This is a genomic window from Meiothermus sp., assembly GCF_026004115.1.
In the GTDB taxonomy this organism is placed as follows: domain Bacteria; phylum Deinococcota; class Deinococci; order Deinococcales; family Thermaceae; genus Meiothermus.
The window spans coordinates 336,324-352,380 of the sequence record NZ_BPIM01000001.1 but is presented as its reverse complement, the minus strand read 5'-3'; the positions used below and the strand labels follow the sequence as shown (position 1 = coordinate 352,380).

Below are 16,057 nucleotides of genomic sequence, written 5' to 3'. Positions count from 1 at the left end.
GAACCGGAGGTCGGTTTGTCCATCCACCCAGCGGCACAAACAGGCCGATGCCGATATGGACCCCACCTACAACGAGGCCAAGGGCCGGTACGAGTTTGACTACCCCGATCGACTGAGTTACGGCCCCTACTCCCGGCCCCACAGCCAGAAGGGGAACCCGGAAGGTAATTTTGCAACTTTCGCGTTGAGTGCCAAGAAGCCATACGAGCAATGGAATCCTGCTGGCGCGGTACCCGGGGCCGGGCCGCCTGTACGTTGACGGAAACAGCATTATTTAGGGGAAATAGCGGTTGCCTGTTTGCGTTAAAGTACACTTTGAACATGCTTTACATGCTGGGTCTGCCTCGCTGGGGCAGCCTGAGGCTGCCGCCTACCAAGCCTGTTTGCCTGCTGATTTTTCTGGCCTTCCGAGGCGACTGGTTAGACCGGGAAGAGTTGGCGGCGCTTTTTTATCCCGAGGATGTAGAGATTGATGCGCGGAAACGCTTGCGGGTACTGCTGAATCGTGCCAAGGCCTTGCCGTGGGCTGCAGGACTCGAGGTCGAAAACACCCGCTTGCGCTGGTCTACTCCTACCGATGTCCAGGCGTTTCGCAATGCAATTGGTAGAGGAGACTGGGCCGAGGCGATTCGTTTACACCAAGCTCCTTTCCTGGAAGGCTTTCGGGTAGCCGATGTCTCAGGGTTTGAAGCCTGGTGTGAGGTTGAGAGAACAAGCTTACTCAGGGCCTGGCAGGAAGCGGCCATGCGGGAGAGCCAGGAGCTTGGTTTGCAGCGAGAGCATCGTAAAGCCGCGCATTTGCTGCTCCATGTACTGGAGCAAGACCCCCTGGCCGAGGATGTGTTGGCGGCGTATATGAAGCAAGCCTACCTGTCTGGCCAACGCGATAAGGCCCTTGCAGCCTATCAAGCTTTTGCCTTGCATCTTCGCCAGGAGCTGGGCCTCGAGCCCCTAGAAAATACCTCGCGACTGGCTGAACAGATTACCCAGGTAACATCTTTGGCGCAGGAGGCAGTTCCCGCTCAGGCTGCCATACCGCTGAGCCTGCAAAGGCCCCCTCGCATGGTGGGCCGTGAGCGCGAGCAACAGCTCATCGGGAGCCATTCCCAACCGATGGTGCTGGTGGCTGGTGAGCCCGGTGTGGGCAAGACCCGTCTGCTCCAGGAATGTTTTCCGCAGGCCGTGGTAATTCAATGCCATGAGGGCCTGGAAAACCTGCCCTTGTATCCAGTGGTCGAGTATTTCAAGCCACGTTTGGCCAAATTACAGAGCTTGGGGCCGTACCGCGATGACGTGGCCCGCCTTTTCCCCGATATGGGCACACCGACCGCTGCGGCTCAGGGTGATCCCTTGAGTGCCAAGCTGCGGCTGATGGAGGGGCTGGCTGTGGCTCTTGAGCATGAGGCGCAAACGTTGGTTTTTGACGATTTGCAATGGGCCGATGGGTCGACCCTCGAGCTTTTGGTCCTGCTGGCGACCCGAGGGCATCGGCGCGTGGCTGGTGCATACCGGATAAGCGAAGTGCAAAGCCCCCTCGCTAGGACCATAGCGGCCTTGCGCTCAACGCATAAACTGCTAGAGATTGAGCTAGATCTTTTGGGGCTAGAGCAGATCCAGCAGCTCTTAGCCGACTTGATTGACCAGAAGGAAGGCCCCCCTCTGTTTGCGCGCTGGCTTTATAAACTGAGCGGAGGTAACCCCTTTTTTGTGCTCGAGGTGCTACGCGACTTATTTGAGCGCCAAACACTGCGGGTTGAGGGGGGTGTGTGGACCACCCTACTTGACACGCTCACCCAAGATTATTCCGAGCTCGAGGTACCTAGCCAGATTGGCGAGTTGGTGCAACGGCGTATCGCTCCTTTAAGGGAATCCACCCAGCGGGTCTTGCAAACTGCCAGTGTGCTGCAAATCGAGTTCAATCCGGATTTATTGGGCCAGGTGGCTGGGTTGTCCGAGATGGCTGTGGCAGAGGCGATAGAAGAGGCCATGCAAGCAGGGATTGTGAGTGGCTCGAGCTTTGTACACGACCTGATTCGTCAGAGCTTCTATGCTTCGATATCTCAAAGACGTCGGGAGATACTCCACCGCGCGTGGGCTAAAGTCTTAGAAGGCAAGACGGAGCCTCTGGTGGTGGCCGAGCACTGGTGGAGGGCAGGTATGCCACAAAAAGCTGCAAGTATGTGGCAAGAGGCAGCGCACTCCTATAGCCAGCGAGGTATGTATGCCGAGGCCTTGGGTTTGCTGGAGCGAGTTCTCCCAGTCGAGGACCGACCCGAGCTGCGCATGCAGCAGGCCGATGCCTTGTTGTGTTTAGGCCGTTATGCGGATTGCCGAAGCGTGCTCGAGCCCCTTGTGGCGCAGGTACGCCAGAGCCCTTTGGAGCCTTATGTCCTTTCTATCTGGGTGCATCTTTTGATCCGTGAGGGGCTCTTGCAGGAGGCTCGGCAGAATGCTCAGCGATTGCTCCAGCTCACCGAAGGGGCGCCTGTCTCCACCCGATTAAGAGCAGTCTTGGCCTTTGCTAACATGGCGGCATTAATGGGTCAGCAGGCGGAGGCCCTGCCACTGTTGGAAGCGCAGCTGTCCCAGATGACCGGGGAGCCCCCCAGCGGTACCCTTGCTAGCTTGTATTCCAACACCGGATGGCTGCTGTGTGGATTGGGGCGGTTTGAAGCTGCCCTGCCCATGTACCATCGGGCGCTCTATACAGCGAAGGCCGCCAACGATCGGCACTGGCAGGTTTGGGCCAGCGCCAACCTGCTTTACTGCTGCCTCGAGCTTGGCCAGCCTGAGCAAGCCCTTGCCGAAGCCGAGGTCTGTTTGAGTCTCGGAGCTTTCGATGGCAGTGATATCTTGCGCATCAACCTGGGTAAGGCCTACCTCGATTTGGGTCGCCTGCAGGAAGCCATTGGCATGTTTGAAGAGGTACTCCATTCCTCCACGGATCCCTCCAACTGTTGCGTCGCGCTGGGCTATCTAGCCGATCTCTATGCGTCCACAGGCCAAAATCAGAAGTCTCGGGAAGCCTTGCAGCGGGCTTTGGCCCTGGTCCAGGAATCTGAGATGGACCGAGGGCGGGTGCGGGTGCTGATCGCCGTACTCAAACACGGCACCCAGACGCAAATTGCCGAGGTGATACCCTTGCTTTCCCAAATCAACCGCCAGGCGATTCCAGGCTACGTTTGGCGGGAATTTGTAGAAGCCCTACGAACGGGGCAGCCAGGATAAGTCAATGAGCGTACCGCCTTCGGAGTCGAAGGCGGTACGTGTAGAGCCCTAGCCGCGTAACCCTTACAGGCAGGTGTCTGGATTGCCAGCGACAATACCGGCGAAAGGAAGGGTTTTGGTGTATACCACCAAGAAGCACTGGTCGCCAGCTTGGAGCGTCGTATTTACGCTGGTGTCGGTAGAGATTACCGAGGAGCTTACGTTGGTATTTTCGGCGGCTCGGAATGGTGTGCCGCTACCGCGCCGGGCCCAGATTTCTAGTTTCAGAATATTGTCGCCCACGACGGGAAAATCGCGCTGGCTGAAACTAGCCGAGCAGCGGGCCCGGCTGGTGCTGCCGGTGAGGGCGCTACAGCTAAAGCTATCTAGGGTAAAGGGAGCGTCACGAATTACGGTGGTGCTGCTCTGGGTTTGGGGTATTAGCTCGGTGGCGTTGAAGAAGCGCAAAAAAGCTCTGAACTCGGGGCCAGGGCCCTGGCGGTGGGCCCGCTCGAGCTTATAGGTGGTTCTCGTACCAGAAGTAATTTGCTGCGGCACAGTAACCATATTTGCCACCGAGCGGAGGGCGGTGCGATCCTGCCAGAGATCGAACGTTATACCTGGAACCCGCAGTACCCAGTTGGAGAAGACGTAGGCTTCGGCGTTGGTGCTGAAGGTGGTGATCTGGTTGGGTTGGGTGATGCGTAGCAGAGCATTCCCTGAAAAGGAGACAGTATTGAAGTTGGTGATGGTGCCGTTATTTAGGTTTACTCTAGCGCCAATGTCGAGGGTGATGGCTAAGCTCCCGCCTGCGCTGAACTGGGTGGTGGGACCGCTGAAGTCGCCTGAGAATTTGACCCCCAGCCCGCGCTCAAAATTGAGGCTGGTAAATAATGGGAGGGGAATGCCGGTTATGCTGCTAACTACGGGCTCTCTACCCCGGCAGTCGACCGAACCACTAAAGTTGCGGATAATGCTTCCGGAGAGATTTACTGCAGCGTTCAAAGTTCCCTTAAAGCGCACTTCCACTACATTGTCCTGACCAAATCCGACCCGAACCTTGATGCCCGTGCGGGCGGTATCGGTGGTGAAGCCAATACTCATGGTAGGAATGCCTAGGGTAATGGGTGGGCTCGCGCCCACGTTGCTCAACTCGCACTGGAGCGCGCCAAAGCCCACAAAAGCCATCGAGCTAAGACCCTGTTCCACTACGGCCGGCGGCACTCTATCAGGGGCGTTAGAGAAGTCAATTTCTTCGTTTATATCAAGCTGGGCAAAAATGTCCTCTAATGGTGCGACCTCGATGGTTACCTGTTTGTTGCCTCCCGGGGCGTCAACAACCTCCACAACCCGACCCTGCAGACGCTGCCCATTAACGCCCTGGCTGAACCACTTAGCCCCCACGGCTGGGCTTAAGTTTCGCACCACGGCGGTATAACGGCTGCCCACACTCGGAACCTCGCCTTCGCTTAGCCCGATAAAGTTGGGACCCTCCACAATGTTGCTCTGGACGATGTCGACAGTATCGCTGGTTAGGGTTGCTACTGCAGCCAATACTGGTTGGCTTTTCACCTGGCCCACGCTGGCTACAATCTGGCTCGAGCCCACCGCGACCCCACTCACGGTATTGCCGCTGACTACTACAACCTGGGGTTTGCTCGAGCTAAACGTAATATTAGCCTGTACCGGATTGCCGCTGGCGTCGTAGGCTTTAGCGGTCAGGGTCTGGGTTTTGCCTACCCCGGTCAGGAGTACGGATTCTTGCTCGATGACAACCTTAGCCACGTTGTTTGTGGGCGTACCGCCACCACAAGCGGCCAACAACAATACTGCCGTGCTAAGAATTGAATACCAAGCCAGATTTTTCATACAAAGCTCCTTCTGGGCATTACTTCAGGCGAGGCTTGCTAACTTTGGCAAGAAAGGCCCCAAGCTCCTCCCATGAACGGCCTTCCCAGCGACTACCGTTACCTAGGTTGTACAGTCGGTAGATGGTCTGCCCGTTGACATACTCCAGGCGCATAATGAAACTGGCATAGGTTTGTCGCCGGTAGTTACCGTTCATTGCGATAGTGTGCTTCCAGGGGCGTTTCAGGAGCGTCTCGAGCCGGGTAGTCCTGGCGTTTCGGCCAGTTCTGTGGCAATGGAGCAGTTTTTAAAGTGCATGATATGGCTGACTTAAAATGAACCCCACCTGAAACACTCCGTTTGGAGCAGGTTAAATCCTCTTGAGTTTGCAGCTTGCGGAAAGTCGGCTTTGCGCTTGGTGAATCAGGGGATGGCCGGAATTACAGCGGGCTGTAGCGCCCGGCGCTGCTTTGCACCAACCCCTTTAGCTCGAGCATCATCAGCACCGAGAGGGTCTCGGCGGCGGAGAGGCCGGTGGTTTGGGCCAGGTCGTCGGGCAGAGCCTCGGAGAGCTCGAGTAAAGCCCGGTAGACCTGGGCTTCGGAACCCTCGAGCTGTATCGCTTGCTTTTGCGGCGTCCGTACCCCCAGCGCGTTCAGCACATCCTCGGTGTTCACCACCAGCCCAGCGCCGTCCTGAATCAGCCGGTTGCAACCCAGCGAGAAGGTGTCGCCGGGGCGGCCCGGCACGGCCAGCACATCGCGGCCCAGCTCCAAGGCAAACCGGGCAGTAATCAGACTGCCGCTTTTCTCCCCGGCCTCCACCACCAGCACGGCTTTGGCCAGCGCGGCCACAATGCGGTTGCGCCGGGGGAACAGTCCGGCCTGGGGGGGTGTTCCCAGGGGAAACTCCGAGAGCATGTTCATTTGCTCGGCCAGGGCGCGGTTTTGTGGGGGATAGAAGTGATCCATGGCGCTGCCCAGCACCCCCAGGGTGTAGCCGCCCCCCTCCAAAGCGCCCTTGTGTGAGGCGGCATCGATGCCCAGAGCCAGGCCCGAGATAACCCCCACGCCGGCCTCGGCCAGTTCGCGCGCTACTCTGTGCGTCCAGGCGGTGGCCCAGGGGCTGGCTTTGCGGGTGCCCACTACGGCAATGTTTCGCTCGGAAGGTGGTAGTTCCCCCTTCAGGTACAGCACCATAGGGGGGCTCTCGAGGTGCCGCAGCACCTCGGGGTAGTCTGGCTCCCACAGCCCAATCAGCCGCAGGCCCAGCCGGGTCGCTTGCTCACGCTCCTGCACGGCCCGGCCCTCCTGCAAGGTTTTGGCATAGCCGGAGGCAATCTCGCGGCCCAGCAGTTCGGCCACGGCCTCCACGCTCAGGTCAGTGGCAAGGGCTTGTTGCAGGCGGCTGGGGCCAATCTGGGGGGTAAGTGCAAGGGCCAGAGGGTCGGACATAGCTCGCATCAGGATAGCGGATGGGGGAGAGCCTGGAGGTTCATCTATACTAAAGCGGTGAATGAAGGAACCACCTATTCCGGTTTTGTGGCCCTGGTGGGCAAGCCCAACGTGGGCAAGTCCACCCTGGTCAATTCCATGCTGGGCGTGAAGATCGCGCCCATCAGCCCCAAACCGCAGACCACCCGCAAGCGGGTGCGCGGCATCCATACCGAGGGCAACCGCCAGATTGTGTTTGTGGATACCCCTGGCTGGCACGAAGCCGCCGATGCCATGAGCGAGTACATGATCCGCCAGATTACCGAGGCGCTGGCCGAGGTCAACGTGGTGCTCTGGCTGGTGGATTTGCGCCACCCCCCCACCCACGAGGACGAGCTGGTCGCCCGTGCGCTGCGCCCCCTGAAGGGGCAGGTGCCGATTTTTTTGGTGGGCAACAAGGCCGACGCGGCCAAGTATCCCGAATCAGCCCTGCAAGCCTATGCCGAACTGCTGCCAGGGCTGGAAACCCGCATGATCTCGGCCCAGAACGAACGCGACGCCAAAGCCCTGCGCGATGAGGTACTGGCCCTGCTGCCCGAAGGCCCCTTTTTCTTCCCGCCTGACTTTGCCAAGGGCGACCAGACCCCCGAGGAATGGGCCGCCGAGATTGTGCGCGAGGAAGCCATGAAGCGGCTCAAGGAGGAGATACCCTACTCCATTGCTACCAAAACCGAGGAATTTGAGCTCCGGGACAACGGAATGTTTTATATTCAGGTCAACATCTACGTTGAGCGCGAGGGCCACAAGCCTATTCTGATTGGGGCCAAGGGGCGGATGCTCCGGGAAATTGGGGCGGCAGCACGAAAGCAGCTCGAGGTTTTTCTGGCCCACAAGGTTTACCTGGACTTACAGGTCAAGGTATACCCCAACTGGCGCAAAGACCCCGAAGCCCTGCGGGAGCTGGGCTACCATTGAAGGGTGGACACCGGGCGCCTTCTGTTGGTGCTGGGCCTGTTGTTGGTGGTCTGGGGCCTGATCTGGCTGTATGCCCCCTGGCTTTTGAGCTGGTTTGGTCGCTTGCCGGGCGATATTCGCATCGAACGTGAGGGATTCCGCTTTTACTTTCCCCTTACTTCGATGTTGTTGGTCAGCTTGGGGTTGAGCTTACTCCTGAACCTGCTGCTACGCTGGCCTCGCTAACTACATTGTGCTGAAAGCCGACTAACTGACAGCCAAAAGCCACAGCAAAGCATTTACCCAGTCGAGGGATTGGCAGGGCTTTTCTGAACGCCCAGCGGGATGGCATTCTGCTGGGAGATACGGCTGTACATGGTGTTGGCAATTGAGTAGGCGAACTGCTTCATGGTCTGGGCGTTGGGGCCCGCGTAGTGCTCGTCTATGGTTTGGGTGAAGAGCTCGAGCCAGCGCTGGAAGTGCTCGAGCCTGAGCGGTTTGCGGGCGTTCAGCAGCAGATGCTTGTACATCATGCCGCCCCTGTAGGCGCCGGTATGCCACAGGATGTTCTCCCAGAAGTCGTGGATGACAGGCAGGTGGTTCATCAAGTCCAGGCCCTCAAATAAGTAGCCAATTTGTTCGTCCTGAAGGGCTTTGGCATAGAAGCTGTCTATCACTACGGCGAGGTCGGCTCTGGAGGCTATGTCGTTCACAGACCTAACCTTAGGCCATAGAACGGCCCGGCGGTAGTGAGCAAAGCCCCCATTGAGCCCAGGTTATGACAGCTCTCCCCCAATACCAGATTCGGTTAATTCGTCACTGAACAGTGGCGAACTACGACCGACTGGAGAGGTTCTCGAGAAGCGCTACAGGGTGCCGCTAAGTGGTCTGATAACCAAGAACCCGGTATGCACTACTGTCCCCTGCAAATGGCCGCACATTGCAATTTTGGGCAATCAACGCGCTGCAAAACGCACCGCAAAGCAAGTTACCGGTGCACTAAGGCCTCCCAGGTCTTGAATTCGCGCTGGACTCGAGTACACTTGCAGGCGGAGCAAGGCAGGCCACAGGGCCTGCGGTATTCCGGCGTTCGGCAGGTGTGCTGCGCAGGCCGAAGGGGGGAGCCACTTTCGCCCACCCCGCGAGTTGGGAGGTATCCAGGTGGCAAACGGCGAGATTTCAAACTTCCTCAAGCACCATTTCCGTCACTTTAACGCGGCCTCGTTGGTGGACGCCGCCGAGGCCTACCGGGCCCACCTCGAGCAAGGTGGGGTGATGATGGTCACGCTGGCGGGGGCTATGAGCACCGCCGAGCTGGGTATCTCGCTGGCCGAGATGATCCGCCAGGACAAGGTACACGCCATTAGCTGCACCGGGGCCAACCTGGAGGAAGACCTGTTTAACCTGGTGGCCCACCACCACTATGAGCGCATCCCCAACTGGCGTGAGCTAACCGCTCTGGATGAGCAGCGCTTGCTGGAAAGACACCTCAACCGTGTGACCGACACCTGCATTCCCGAGATGGAAGCCATGCGACGGCTCGAGGCGGCCTTGTTGGAGGAATGGGAGGCCGCTGACCGGGCCGGGGAGCGCTACTTTCCGCACGAGTTTTTGTACCGCATTATTCGCTCGGGGAAGCTCGAGCGCTACTACCAGATTGACCCCAAGGATAGCTGGATGATGGCCGCTGCCGAGAAGAACCTGCCCATCGTGGTACCCGGTTGGGAAGACTCCACTACGGGCAACATGTATGCCGGACACTGCCTGAATGGCGAAATCAAGAACGTGCACACGGTGCGAACCGGCATCGAGTACATGATGGAACTGGCCAACTGGTACCTTGAGACCAGCGCCCGCCATTCCATCGGCTTCTTCCAGATTGGCGGGGGCATTGCGGGCGACTTCCCCATCTGTGTGGTGCCCATGCTGCACCAGGATATGCAGCGCCCAGATATTCCGGTGTGGGGCTACTTCTGCCAAATCTCCGACTCCACGACCAGCTATGGTTCGTACTCGGGGGCCGTGCCCAACGAGAAAATCACCTGGGGCAAGCTGGCCGCCGACACCCCTAAGTTCATCATCGAGTCGGATGCTTCGATTGTAGCGCCCTTAATGTTCGCCATGGTGCTGGGCTGGTAAGCATCTGGCCGAGTGCCTCTGGGCTTTAGATCTCGAGCGAGCATCCCCCCTTGACAGTTGGGGGGAGCGGGTCGTAGTGTTTTGCCAGCAGGTTCATTCAATAAACAGGCGGTTCATTCAATGAAACCACTTGAAGCCATTCCCACCCTCGAGCGCCCCCTGTACTTGCTGGGGTTTTTCAGCGAGGAACGCCCCTACTGGGGCCTTTCGGAGCTGGCCCGGGCGAGCGGCTGGCCCAAGGCCACCTGCCTGCGCAGTCTGCGGGCGCTCGAGCAGCATGGCTTGCTGGTGCGCGAAAACGACCGCTACCGCCTGGGGACAAGGCTGTTGCAACTGGGTACCCTGGTCAAGGCGGCCTACCCGGCCCGTCAGGTGGCCCTGCCCTTCATGCAGGCCCTGCGCGACGCCACAGGCCAGTCGGTGCAGTGGGTGGTGCGGGACGGGCTGGAGGGGGTCTACCTCGAGGTGGTGGAAGCCCGCTCGAGGATACGCCTCTATATTGCCCCGGGGCGGCGGGCGCCCTTGTACGCTGGGGCCTCCACCCGGCTTTTGCTGGCCTTTGCCCCAAATACAGTGCAGGAGGGCATCTTCCAGAGTGAGCGTAGGCGCTACACCCCGGCCACACCGGTAGCCCTGCAGCATTTGCAAGAATTGCTCAATCAGACTCGCAAAACCGGGTTTGCCGTGAGCTTTGGGGAGCTCGAGCCCCACTCTGCTGAGCTGGCCGTCCCCATCCGGGGCCCCGAGGGCGAGGTGCTGGCGGCCTTGAGCCTGGCCGGAGCAGAAGCCCACCACCGCGACCCAAAAATGCTCTATGGTTACCTGCAAGCCTTGAGTCAATCGGCCCGGGAAATATCGGAAAAGCTTGGGTTCGTAGGGCCCTGGCAGGCCGACCTCGAGGGTTTTCTGTCGTCGCTTCTGGCAGTTCGGCCATAAAGGAGGAAGTATGCACAAACTCGTTGGACTCTTGGCAAGCCTGACCCTGAGCGCAGCCCTGGCCCAGACCCAGTGGACCATGGCCACCCCCTACCCCGATGGCAACTTCCACACCATCAACATCCGTGAGTTCGCCAAGGAGGTAGAGACCGCCACCCAGGGCCGTCTGATCATCCGCGTGAACAGCGGGGGTTCGTTGCTGCCCCACCCCCAGATTCTGCCTGGGGTGCGGGGCGGCCAGATTCAGATAGGCGAGGTGTTGATCTCGCTCCTGGCCAACGAGAACCCGGTGTTTGCCCTGGACTCGATTCCCTTCCTAGTTGGCAGCTACGACGACGCCCAGCGGCTCTACCGGGTCTCCCGGCCCGAGATCGAAAACTGGCTCAACCGCCGGGGCATGACCCTGCTGTTCTCGGTGCCCTGGCCGGGGCAGGGCCTCTACACCAAGCAGCCGGTTAATAGCGTAGCCGACCTGAAGGGTATCCGCTTCCGGGCTTTCAACCCGGCTACCGCCCGCATCGCCGAGCTCACCGGCATGATTCCCACCCAGGTTGAGGCCGCCGATATTCCTCAGGCCTTTGCCACCGGCATTGTGGCAGCCATGATCACTTCCCCCTCTACCGGTGTGGATAGCCAGGCCTGGGACTTCACCCGCTACTTCTACGACCTCAGGGCCTGGATTCCCAAGAACATGGTCATTGTGAGCCGGCGGGCCCTGGACAGCCTGAGCCAGGCCGACCGCGAAGCGGTGCTGGCAGCAGCCCGCCGGGCCGAGCAGCGCGGCTGGCAGGCCAGCCAGCAGGAAGCCGCTAGCAAGAGCGCCATCCTGGCCCAGCGGGGTATGCAGGTTTTGCAGCCCGGCCCGCAACTGGTAGCCGACCTCAAAAAGGTGGGCCAGACCATGACCAATGAGTGGCTACGGCGGGCCGGGGCGACCGGGGTCAACATCTACCGGGCCTACCTGGGTAGATAAAGCCCGGGGCGAGTGGCCCGTGGCTTGTGTCGGTTTCGCGGGCTCCAGGCTACCCGCCCCTTGTGCTGAGAGGGCCTTATGCGAAGTTTTTTGGAAGGTCTGTACCGCTTTTCGAGCCTTCTGGCGGGGCTGCTGGTGGTCTTTATCTTCCTGCTAATCCTGGGCCAGGTTGTGGGTCGGCAGCTTGGGGTGGCTATCCCGTCGGCCAACGAACTGTCGGGCTTTGCCATGGCCGGGGCGGTGTTCCTGGCCCTGGCCCCCACCCTGCGGGCGGGGGCGCACATCCGGGTGGGGGTGCTGGTGCGGCGGCTTCAGGGCAGGGTGCGGCGGGCGCTCGAGCTTTTTGTAAGCGCATTTTCCCTGCTGGCCTCGGGCTACGCCACGCTGCAACTCTGGCGGTTGGTGCTGGATTCCTACCGCTATGGCGACCTGGCCCCGGGACTGTTGCCCCTGCCCATCTGGATACCGCAGAGCTTTCTGGCGGTGGGTCTGACCATATTTACCATCGCGCTGGTCGATAGCCTGGGGGCTTTGCTCAGAGGAGAGCTCCCCAGCTATCTTGCTGAGGGTGGGGGACAGGAGTAGCCAGTGGAGTTAACCCAGGTGGCGCTTTTTTTGGTGCTTTTGCTGCTCTTGTTCCTGGGCAGTGGGGTCTGGATTGCCCTGGCCCTGCTGGGGGTGGGCTGGGTGGGCTTGCAGTTTTTCACCAACACCCCCCCGGGAGCCAGTGTGGCGAGCAGTTTGTGGACGTCGGTCTCGAGCTGGTCGCTAGCGGCGTTGCCGATGTTCATCTGGATGGGGGAGATTCTCTATCGCACCCGCCTGGCTGCCGACCTGTTCGAGGGGCTTTCCCCCTGGCTGCGCAGCATCCCGGGCCGCCTGCTGCACATCAACGTGCTGGCCTCGGGCATCTTTGCTGCGGTGATCGGCTCCTCGGCAGCCACCACCGCCACCGTGGGCAAGATTGCCCTGCCGGAGCTCTTGCGGCGGGGCTATCCCGAGCGGCTGGTGCTGGGCTCGCTGGCCGGTTCGGGCACCCTGGGTCTGCTGATTCCCCCCTCGGTGATGATGATTGTTTACGGCGTGGCTGCCGAAGTCTCGGTGGCCCGGCTTTTCATCGCAGGGTTGCTGCCGGGCCTTCTGGTAATGCTTTTGTTCATGGGCTGGGTGATGCTGGCGGGGCTACTCAACGCCCAGAAGATGCCCCCGCCCGAGCCGCCGATGCCCCTTGGGCGGCGTCTGTATGGGCTACTCAAAATAATGCCGGTGCTGCTTTTGATGGTAGCGGTAATCGGATCGATCTATACCGGCGTGGCCACGCCTACCGAGGCGGCCAGCCTGGGGGTGTTGGGATCCCTCCTCATTGCCTTCTGGTCGCGCAGCCTGAGCTGGCAGGGTTTGCTGGATAGCCTGATGGGCGCGGTACGTACCAGCAGCATGATTGGTTTTATTCTGGCCGGGGCGGCGGTGCTCTCGATTGCTATGGGTTTTACCGGCATCCCGGCGGCTTTGGCGGCCTGGGTGGGCGAGCTGGGGCTTTCCAAATACGCCTTGCTGGCCGTGCTCATGCTGCTGTTCTTGGTGCTTGGAGCCTTTCTGGACGGCATCTCCATCATTGTGCTGACCACCTCGGTGATTCTGCCGCTGGCCAAGGCGGTGGGGATTGACCTGTTGTGGTTTGGTATCTTTTTGGTGATCGCGGTGGAGCTGGCCCAGATTACCCCCCCGGTCGGCTTCAATCTATTTGTGTTGCAGGGTCTTTCGGGGCGGGATATCTTTACCATTGCCCGCTCGGCTTTGCCTTTTTTGTTCATGCTGCTGCTGGCGGCGGCCCTGATCACGGTGTTCCCGGATATTGTGACCTGGCTTCCCCGCACCATGACTGGGGGTTGATGGCTAAAGGGAACTGTAGGCTAAAGGTGAAAGTTTAATATTGGGGCAACAGCCAATGGCCCCGCCAATTAAGAGGGTATGGTTTTTGGACCCTGGGCGCCTGAACACCTCAGATGAAAGCGGTATCTCTTCTACACCACAGAAAGCCATTGGGCGTTCGGCCATCCGTGAGGTGATATGCAAATAGACTTGAACGCCGATGCCGGTGAATCGTTTGGCAACTGGACGCTAGGTCGGGATGAAGAACTCTTCCCCCTGATTAGCTCAGTAAACGTGGCCTGCGGGTTTCATGCGGGCGACCCTCTGACCATAAAGCGCACCCTCGAGCTCGCTCGGCAGACCGGGGTGGCCGTGGGGGCGCACCCAGGTTTTCCAGACCTGGTGGGGTTTGGGCGGCGGGAGATGGCCGCCACGCCCGAGGAGGTGTACGCCGATGTGCTCTACCAGGTGGGGGCCCTCTGGGCTTTCTTGAAGCTGGCGCAGATGCCCCTACACCACATCAAGGCCCACGGCGCCCTCTACAACCGGGCCACCAAAGACCCCGGGACCGCAAGGGCCATCGCCGAGGCCGCCCGAGACTTTGACCCCCAGATACCCCTGGTGGTATTGCCCAACACGCCGCTGGAGGCCGAGGCCCAGAAGCTGGGGCTTCGTACCGTTGCGGAGGCCTTTCCTGAGCGGGGTTATGCCTCCGATGGTCGCCTGGCCCCCCGGGGCACCCCGGGCGCCTGGATTCATTCGCCTGAGCTGGCTGCCCGCCGGGCCGTGCAGATGGTGGTGGAGGGCCGGGTGGAGGCAGTGGACGGCGGTTGGGTCGAGGTACGGGCCCAGACCCTGTGCATTCACGGAGACAACCCCAACGCAGTGGGGATAGCCAGGGCCGTCAGGGAAGCCCTGGAGGCCCAGGGCATAGGCATCCAGACCTACTGAAGCCCCTGGATCACCTCCTGGATACGTCGCTGTCCATGACCCTCACCGGCTTTTATCTATCTTTCTCCGAACAGCTCGACCTCGAGGCCAACGCGAGACTTTTAGCTCTCACAAAGGCCCTGGTTTCCAACCTGCTGCCTGGGGTGACCGATATAGTGCCGGGTTATGTAAACGTGTACCTCGAGTACGATGCTGAGCGGGTATCTAAAGCACAGGTAGAGCGCTGGGTGCGGCCATACCTGGAAGAATTGCCCAACCTGGAACCAGGAAAACAGCTCGAGATTCCCGTGCGGTACGACGGGCCCGACCTGCCCTGGGTGGCCGAGCAGACGGGTCTGGCGTTAGACGAAGTCATCCGGCTGCACACTGAACCGCTCTACCGCGTATTTGCAACCGGTTTCACCCCAGGGTTTCCATTTTTGGGCCCCCTCCCCGAGCGCCTGCGGCTGCCCCGCCGCAAAAACCCACGCCCACGGGTGCCGGCCCACAGCGTGGCCATAGCGGGAAACCAGACCGGCATCTACCCCCTGCCCTCGCCCGGGGGGTGGCATCTGATCGGAACCGCCCTGGCTCAGGTATACAACCCCCAGCGGGAAAGGGTGTTTTTGCTGGAGGCAGGGGACTGGGTGCGCTTTGTGCCCGCCCAGGGCCCCACCCCAGCCCTACCCCCCGAACGCTCCCTGTTGCCCCCTGAGCCGCGATACCCGGTTTTGCGCGTCGAGGAGCCGGGTCTGCTCGACCTGGTGCTGGATGAGGGGCGGCGGATGGCGGGACGCTATGGGCTGGCGGCCTCGGGGGTGCTGGATGCACGTTCGGCGGGGGTAGCCAACCGGTTGGTGGGCAATCCGCCCCACGCCCCTTTGCTCGAGTTGACCCTGAGCGGCCCTGTGCTAAGCGCGCTCGAGCCGGTGGTGGTGGCCTTTGCGGGCTATGGGATGTTGCCGCTGGTTAACCACGAGCCTGTGATGGGGGCCCAGAGCTTTGCCCTGCAAAAAGGAGATTTGCTGCGCTTCCGGCTTACTGGGGAAGGGGCCCGCGGCTACCTGGCGCTGGCTGGGGGCCTCGAGAATGAACGTTTCTGGGGGAGCGCCAGTACCGACCTCAAGGGACTGGTGGGGCGGGCCTTGCGGGCGGGGGATGTGCTGGGGGTAGCGCAACCCAGGGAGGCTCGAGCGGGCTTTGGATTGGCCCAGCCTGCCCTCACCTCACACCGCATTCGCCTGCTGCCGGGGCCGCAGTACAGCCGGGAGGCCATGCGGGCCCTGTGTGCGGCGCCCTACGAACTGGTCTCGGGTGACCGAATGGGGCTTCGCCTGGCGGGGCCGGAGGTGCCGGGCGGCGAGCTGATCAGCGAGGCCACGCCGCTGGGAGCGGTACAGATAACCCCCCAGGGGCAGCCCATCGTGCTGCTTCAGGATCGGGGACGCCTTGGGGGCTATGCCAAGCCGGCCCTGGTGCATCCCGCCGACTTACCCAGGCTGGCGCAGATGCGCCCCGGACAAACACTGAGATTTGTGATGTCCCATGCCCCAGCTTGAAGAGTGATACCCACTGAACCCGGCCCGCTGAACCCGGATAGATGGCCTCGAGGGGCCCTGGAGAATTCCTCATCCCATGTCGGGCGTATTTTGCGCAGGTGGGTGCCGCTACCTTCTCCAGCCCAGGGGAGAAGGCGGAGTGTTCGTCTGGATATGGTATGAGACCCTCCAGGCAGATGGTGCAAGCGGCGTCAAGCAGTGTCGGA

At 60.7% G+C, this 16,057-nt stretch carries 14 protein-coding genes; 10 read left to right on the top strand and 4 right to left on the bottom strand.

The genetic code is table 11. From position 1 onward, the window contains the following. Positions 1–321: 321 nt before the first annotated feature. A complete protein-coding gene (locus Q0X23_RS01680; protein WP_297858673.1) occupies positions 322–3,228 on the top strand; it encodes an AAA family ATPase in 2,907 nt (968 codons plus the stop codon). Positions 3,229–3,291: 63 nt separating this feature from the next. Here the strand turns inward: Q0X23_RS01680 and Q0X23_RS01675 are convergent, their stop codons facing one another. The 3 genes from Q0X23_RS01675 to dprA form a co-directional block, all read right to left on the bottom strand. After that, positions 3,292–5,076 (bottom strand): Ig-like domain-containing protein, encoded by a 1,785-nt coding sequence (locus Q0X23_RS01675; protein WP_297858672.1) that lies wholly within the window; start codon positions 5,074–5,076, stop codon positions 3,292–3,294. A gap of 19 nt (positions 5,077–5,095) precedes the next feature. Further along, entirely contained in the window at positions 5,096–5,272 is a 177-nt protein-coding gene (locus Q0X23_RS01670) for a hypothetical protein (protein ID WP_297858671.1), read from the bottom strand. Positions 5,273–5,495: 223 nt separating this feature from the next. Beyond that, complete coding sequence (gene dprA / locus Q0X23_RS01665; RefSeq protein WP_297858670.1) at positions 5,496–6,509, bottom strand: DNA-processing protein DprA; 1,014 nt, start codon at positions 6,507–6,509, stop codon at positions 5,496–5,498. Positions 6,510–6,566: 57 nt separating this feature from the next. Here dprA and era point away from each other — a divergent pair, with 57 nt between their 5' ends. Then, positions 6,567–7,463: a GTPase Era gene (gene era, locus Q0X23_RS01660; RefSeq protein WP_297858669.1), complete on the top strand. Its 897-nt coding sequence runs from the start codon at positions 6,567–6,569 to the stop codon at positions 7,461–7,463. 3 nt (positions 7,464–7,466) lie between these two features. Continuing rightward, positions 7,467–7,688, top strand: a complete 222-nt coding sequence (locus Q0X23_RS01655) for a DUF2905 domain-containing protein (protein WP_297858668.1) — start codon at positions 7,467–7,469, stop codon at positions 7,686–7,688. A 53-nt stretch (positions 7,689–7,741) separates the two neighbouring features. Here Q0X23_RS01655 and Q0X23_RS01650 read toward each other — a convergent pair whose 3' ends face one another. Further along, complete coding sequence (locus Q0X23_RS01650) at positions 7,742–8,155, bottom strand: group III truncated hemoglobin (RefSeq protein ID WP_297858667.1); 414 nt, start codon at positions 8,153–8,155, stop codon at positions 7,742–7,744. A gap of 448 nt (positions 8,156–8,603) precedes the next feature. Here Q0X23_RS01650 and Q0X23_RS01645 point away from each other — a divergent pair, with 448 nt between their 5' ends. The 7 genes from Q0X23_RS01645 to pxpB all read left to right on the top strand — a co-directional run bounded on the left by Q0X23_RS01645 (position 8,604) and on the right by pxpB (position 15,851). Next, positions 8,604–9,581: a deoxyhypusine synthase family protein gene (locus Q0X23_RS01645; protein ID WP_297858666.1), complete on the top strand. Its 978-nt coding sequence runs from the start codon at positions 8,604–8,606 to the stop codon at positions 9,579–9,581. Positions 9,582–9,701: 120 nt separating this feature from the next. Beyond that, positions 9,702–10,517 (top strand): IclR family transcriptional regulator, encoded by an 816-nt coding sequence (locus Q0X23_RS01640; RefSeq protein WP_297858665.1) that lies wholly within the window; start codon positions 9,702–9,704, stop codon positions 10,515–10,517. Positions 10,518–10,527: 10 nt separating this feature from the next. Beyond that, on the top strand, positions 10,528–11,490 hold the full coding sequence (locus Q0X23_RS01635) for a TRAP transporter substrate-binding protein (protein ID WP_297858664.1): 963 nt from the start codon (positions 10,528–10,530) through the stop codon (positions 11,488–11,490). A 78-nt stretch (positions 11,491–11,568) separates the two neighbouring features. Beyond that, on the top strand, positions 11,569–12,075 hold the full coding sequence (locus Q0X23_RS01630) for a TRAP transporter small permease (protein ID WP_297858663.1): 507 nt from the start codon (positions 11,569–11,571) through the stop codon (positions 12,073–12,075). A 3-nt stretch (positions 12,076–12,078) separates the two neighbouring features. Continuing rightward, positions 12,079–13,383 (top strand): TRAP transporter large permease, encoded by a 1,305-nt coding sequence (locus Q0X23_RS01625; RefSeq protein ID WP_297858662.1) that lies wholly within the window; start codon positions 12,079–12,081, stop codon positions 13,381–13,383. A gap of 177 nt (positions 13,384–13,560) precedes the next feature. Continuing rightward, complete coding sequence (locus Q0X23_RS01620; RefSeq protein WP_297858661.1) at positions 13,561–14,313, top strand: LamB/YcsF family protein; 753 nt, start codon at positions 13,561–13,563, stop codon at positions 14,311–14,313. Between the two features lie 35 nt (positions 14,314–14,348). Beyond that, positions 14,349–15,851, top strand: a complete 1,503-nt coding sequence (pxpB, locus tag Q0X23_RS01615; protein WP_297858660.1) for a 5-oxoprolinase subunit PxpB — start codon at positions 14,349–14,351, stop codon at positions 15,849–15,851. Positions 15,852–16,057 lie beyond the last annotated feature (206 nt).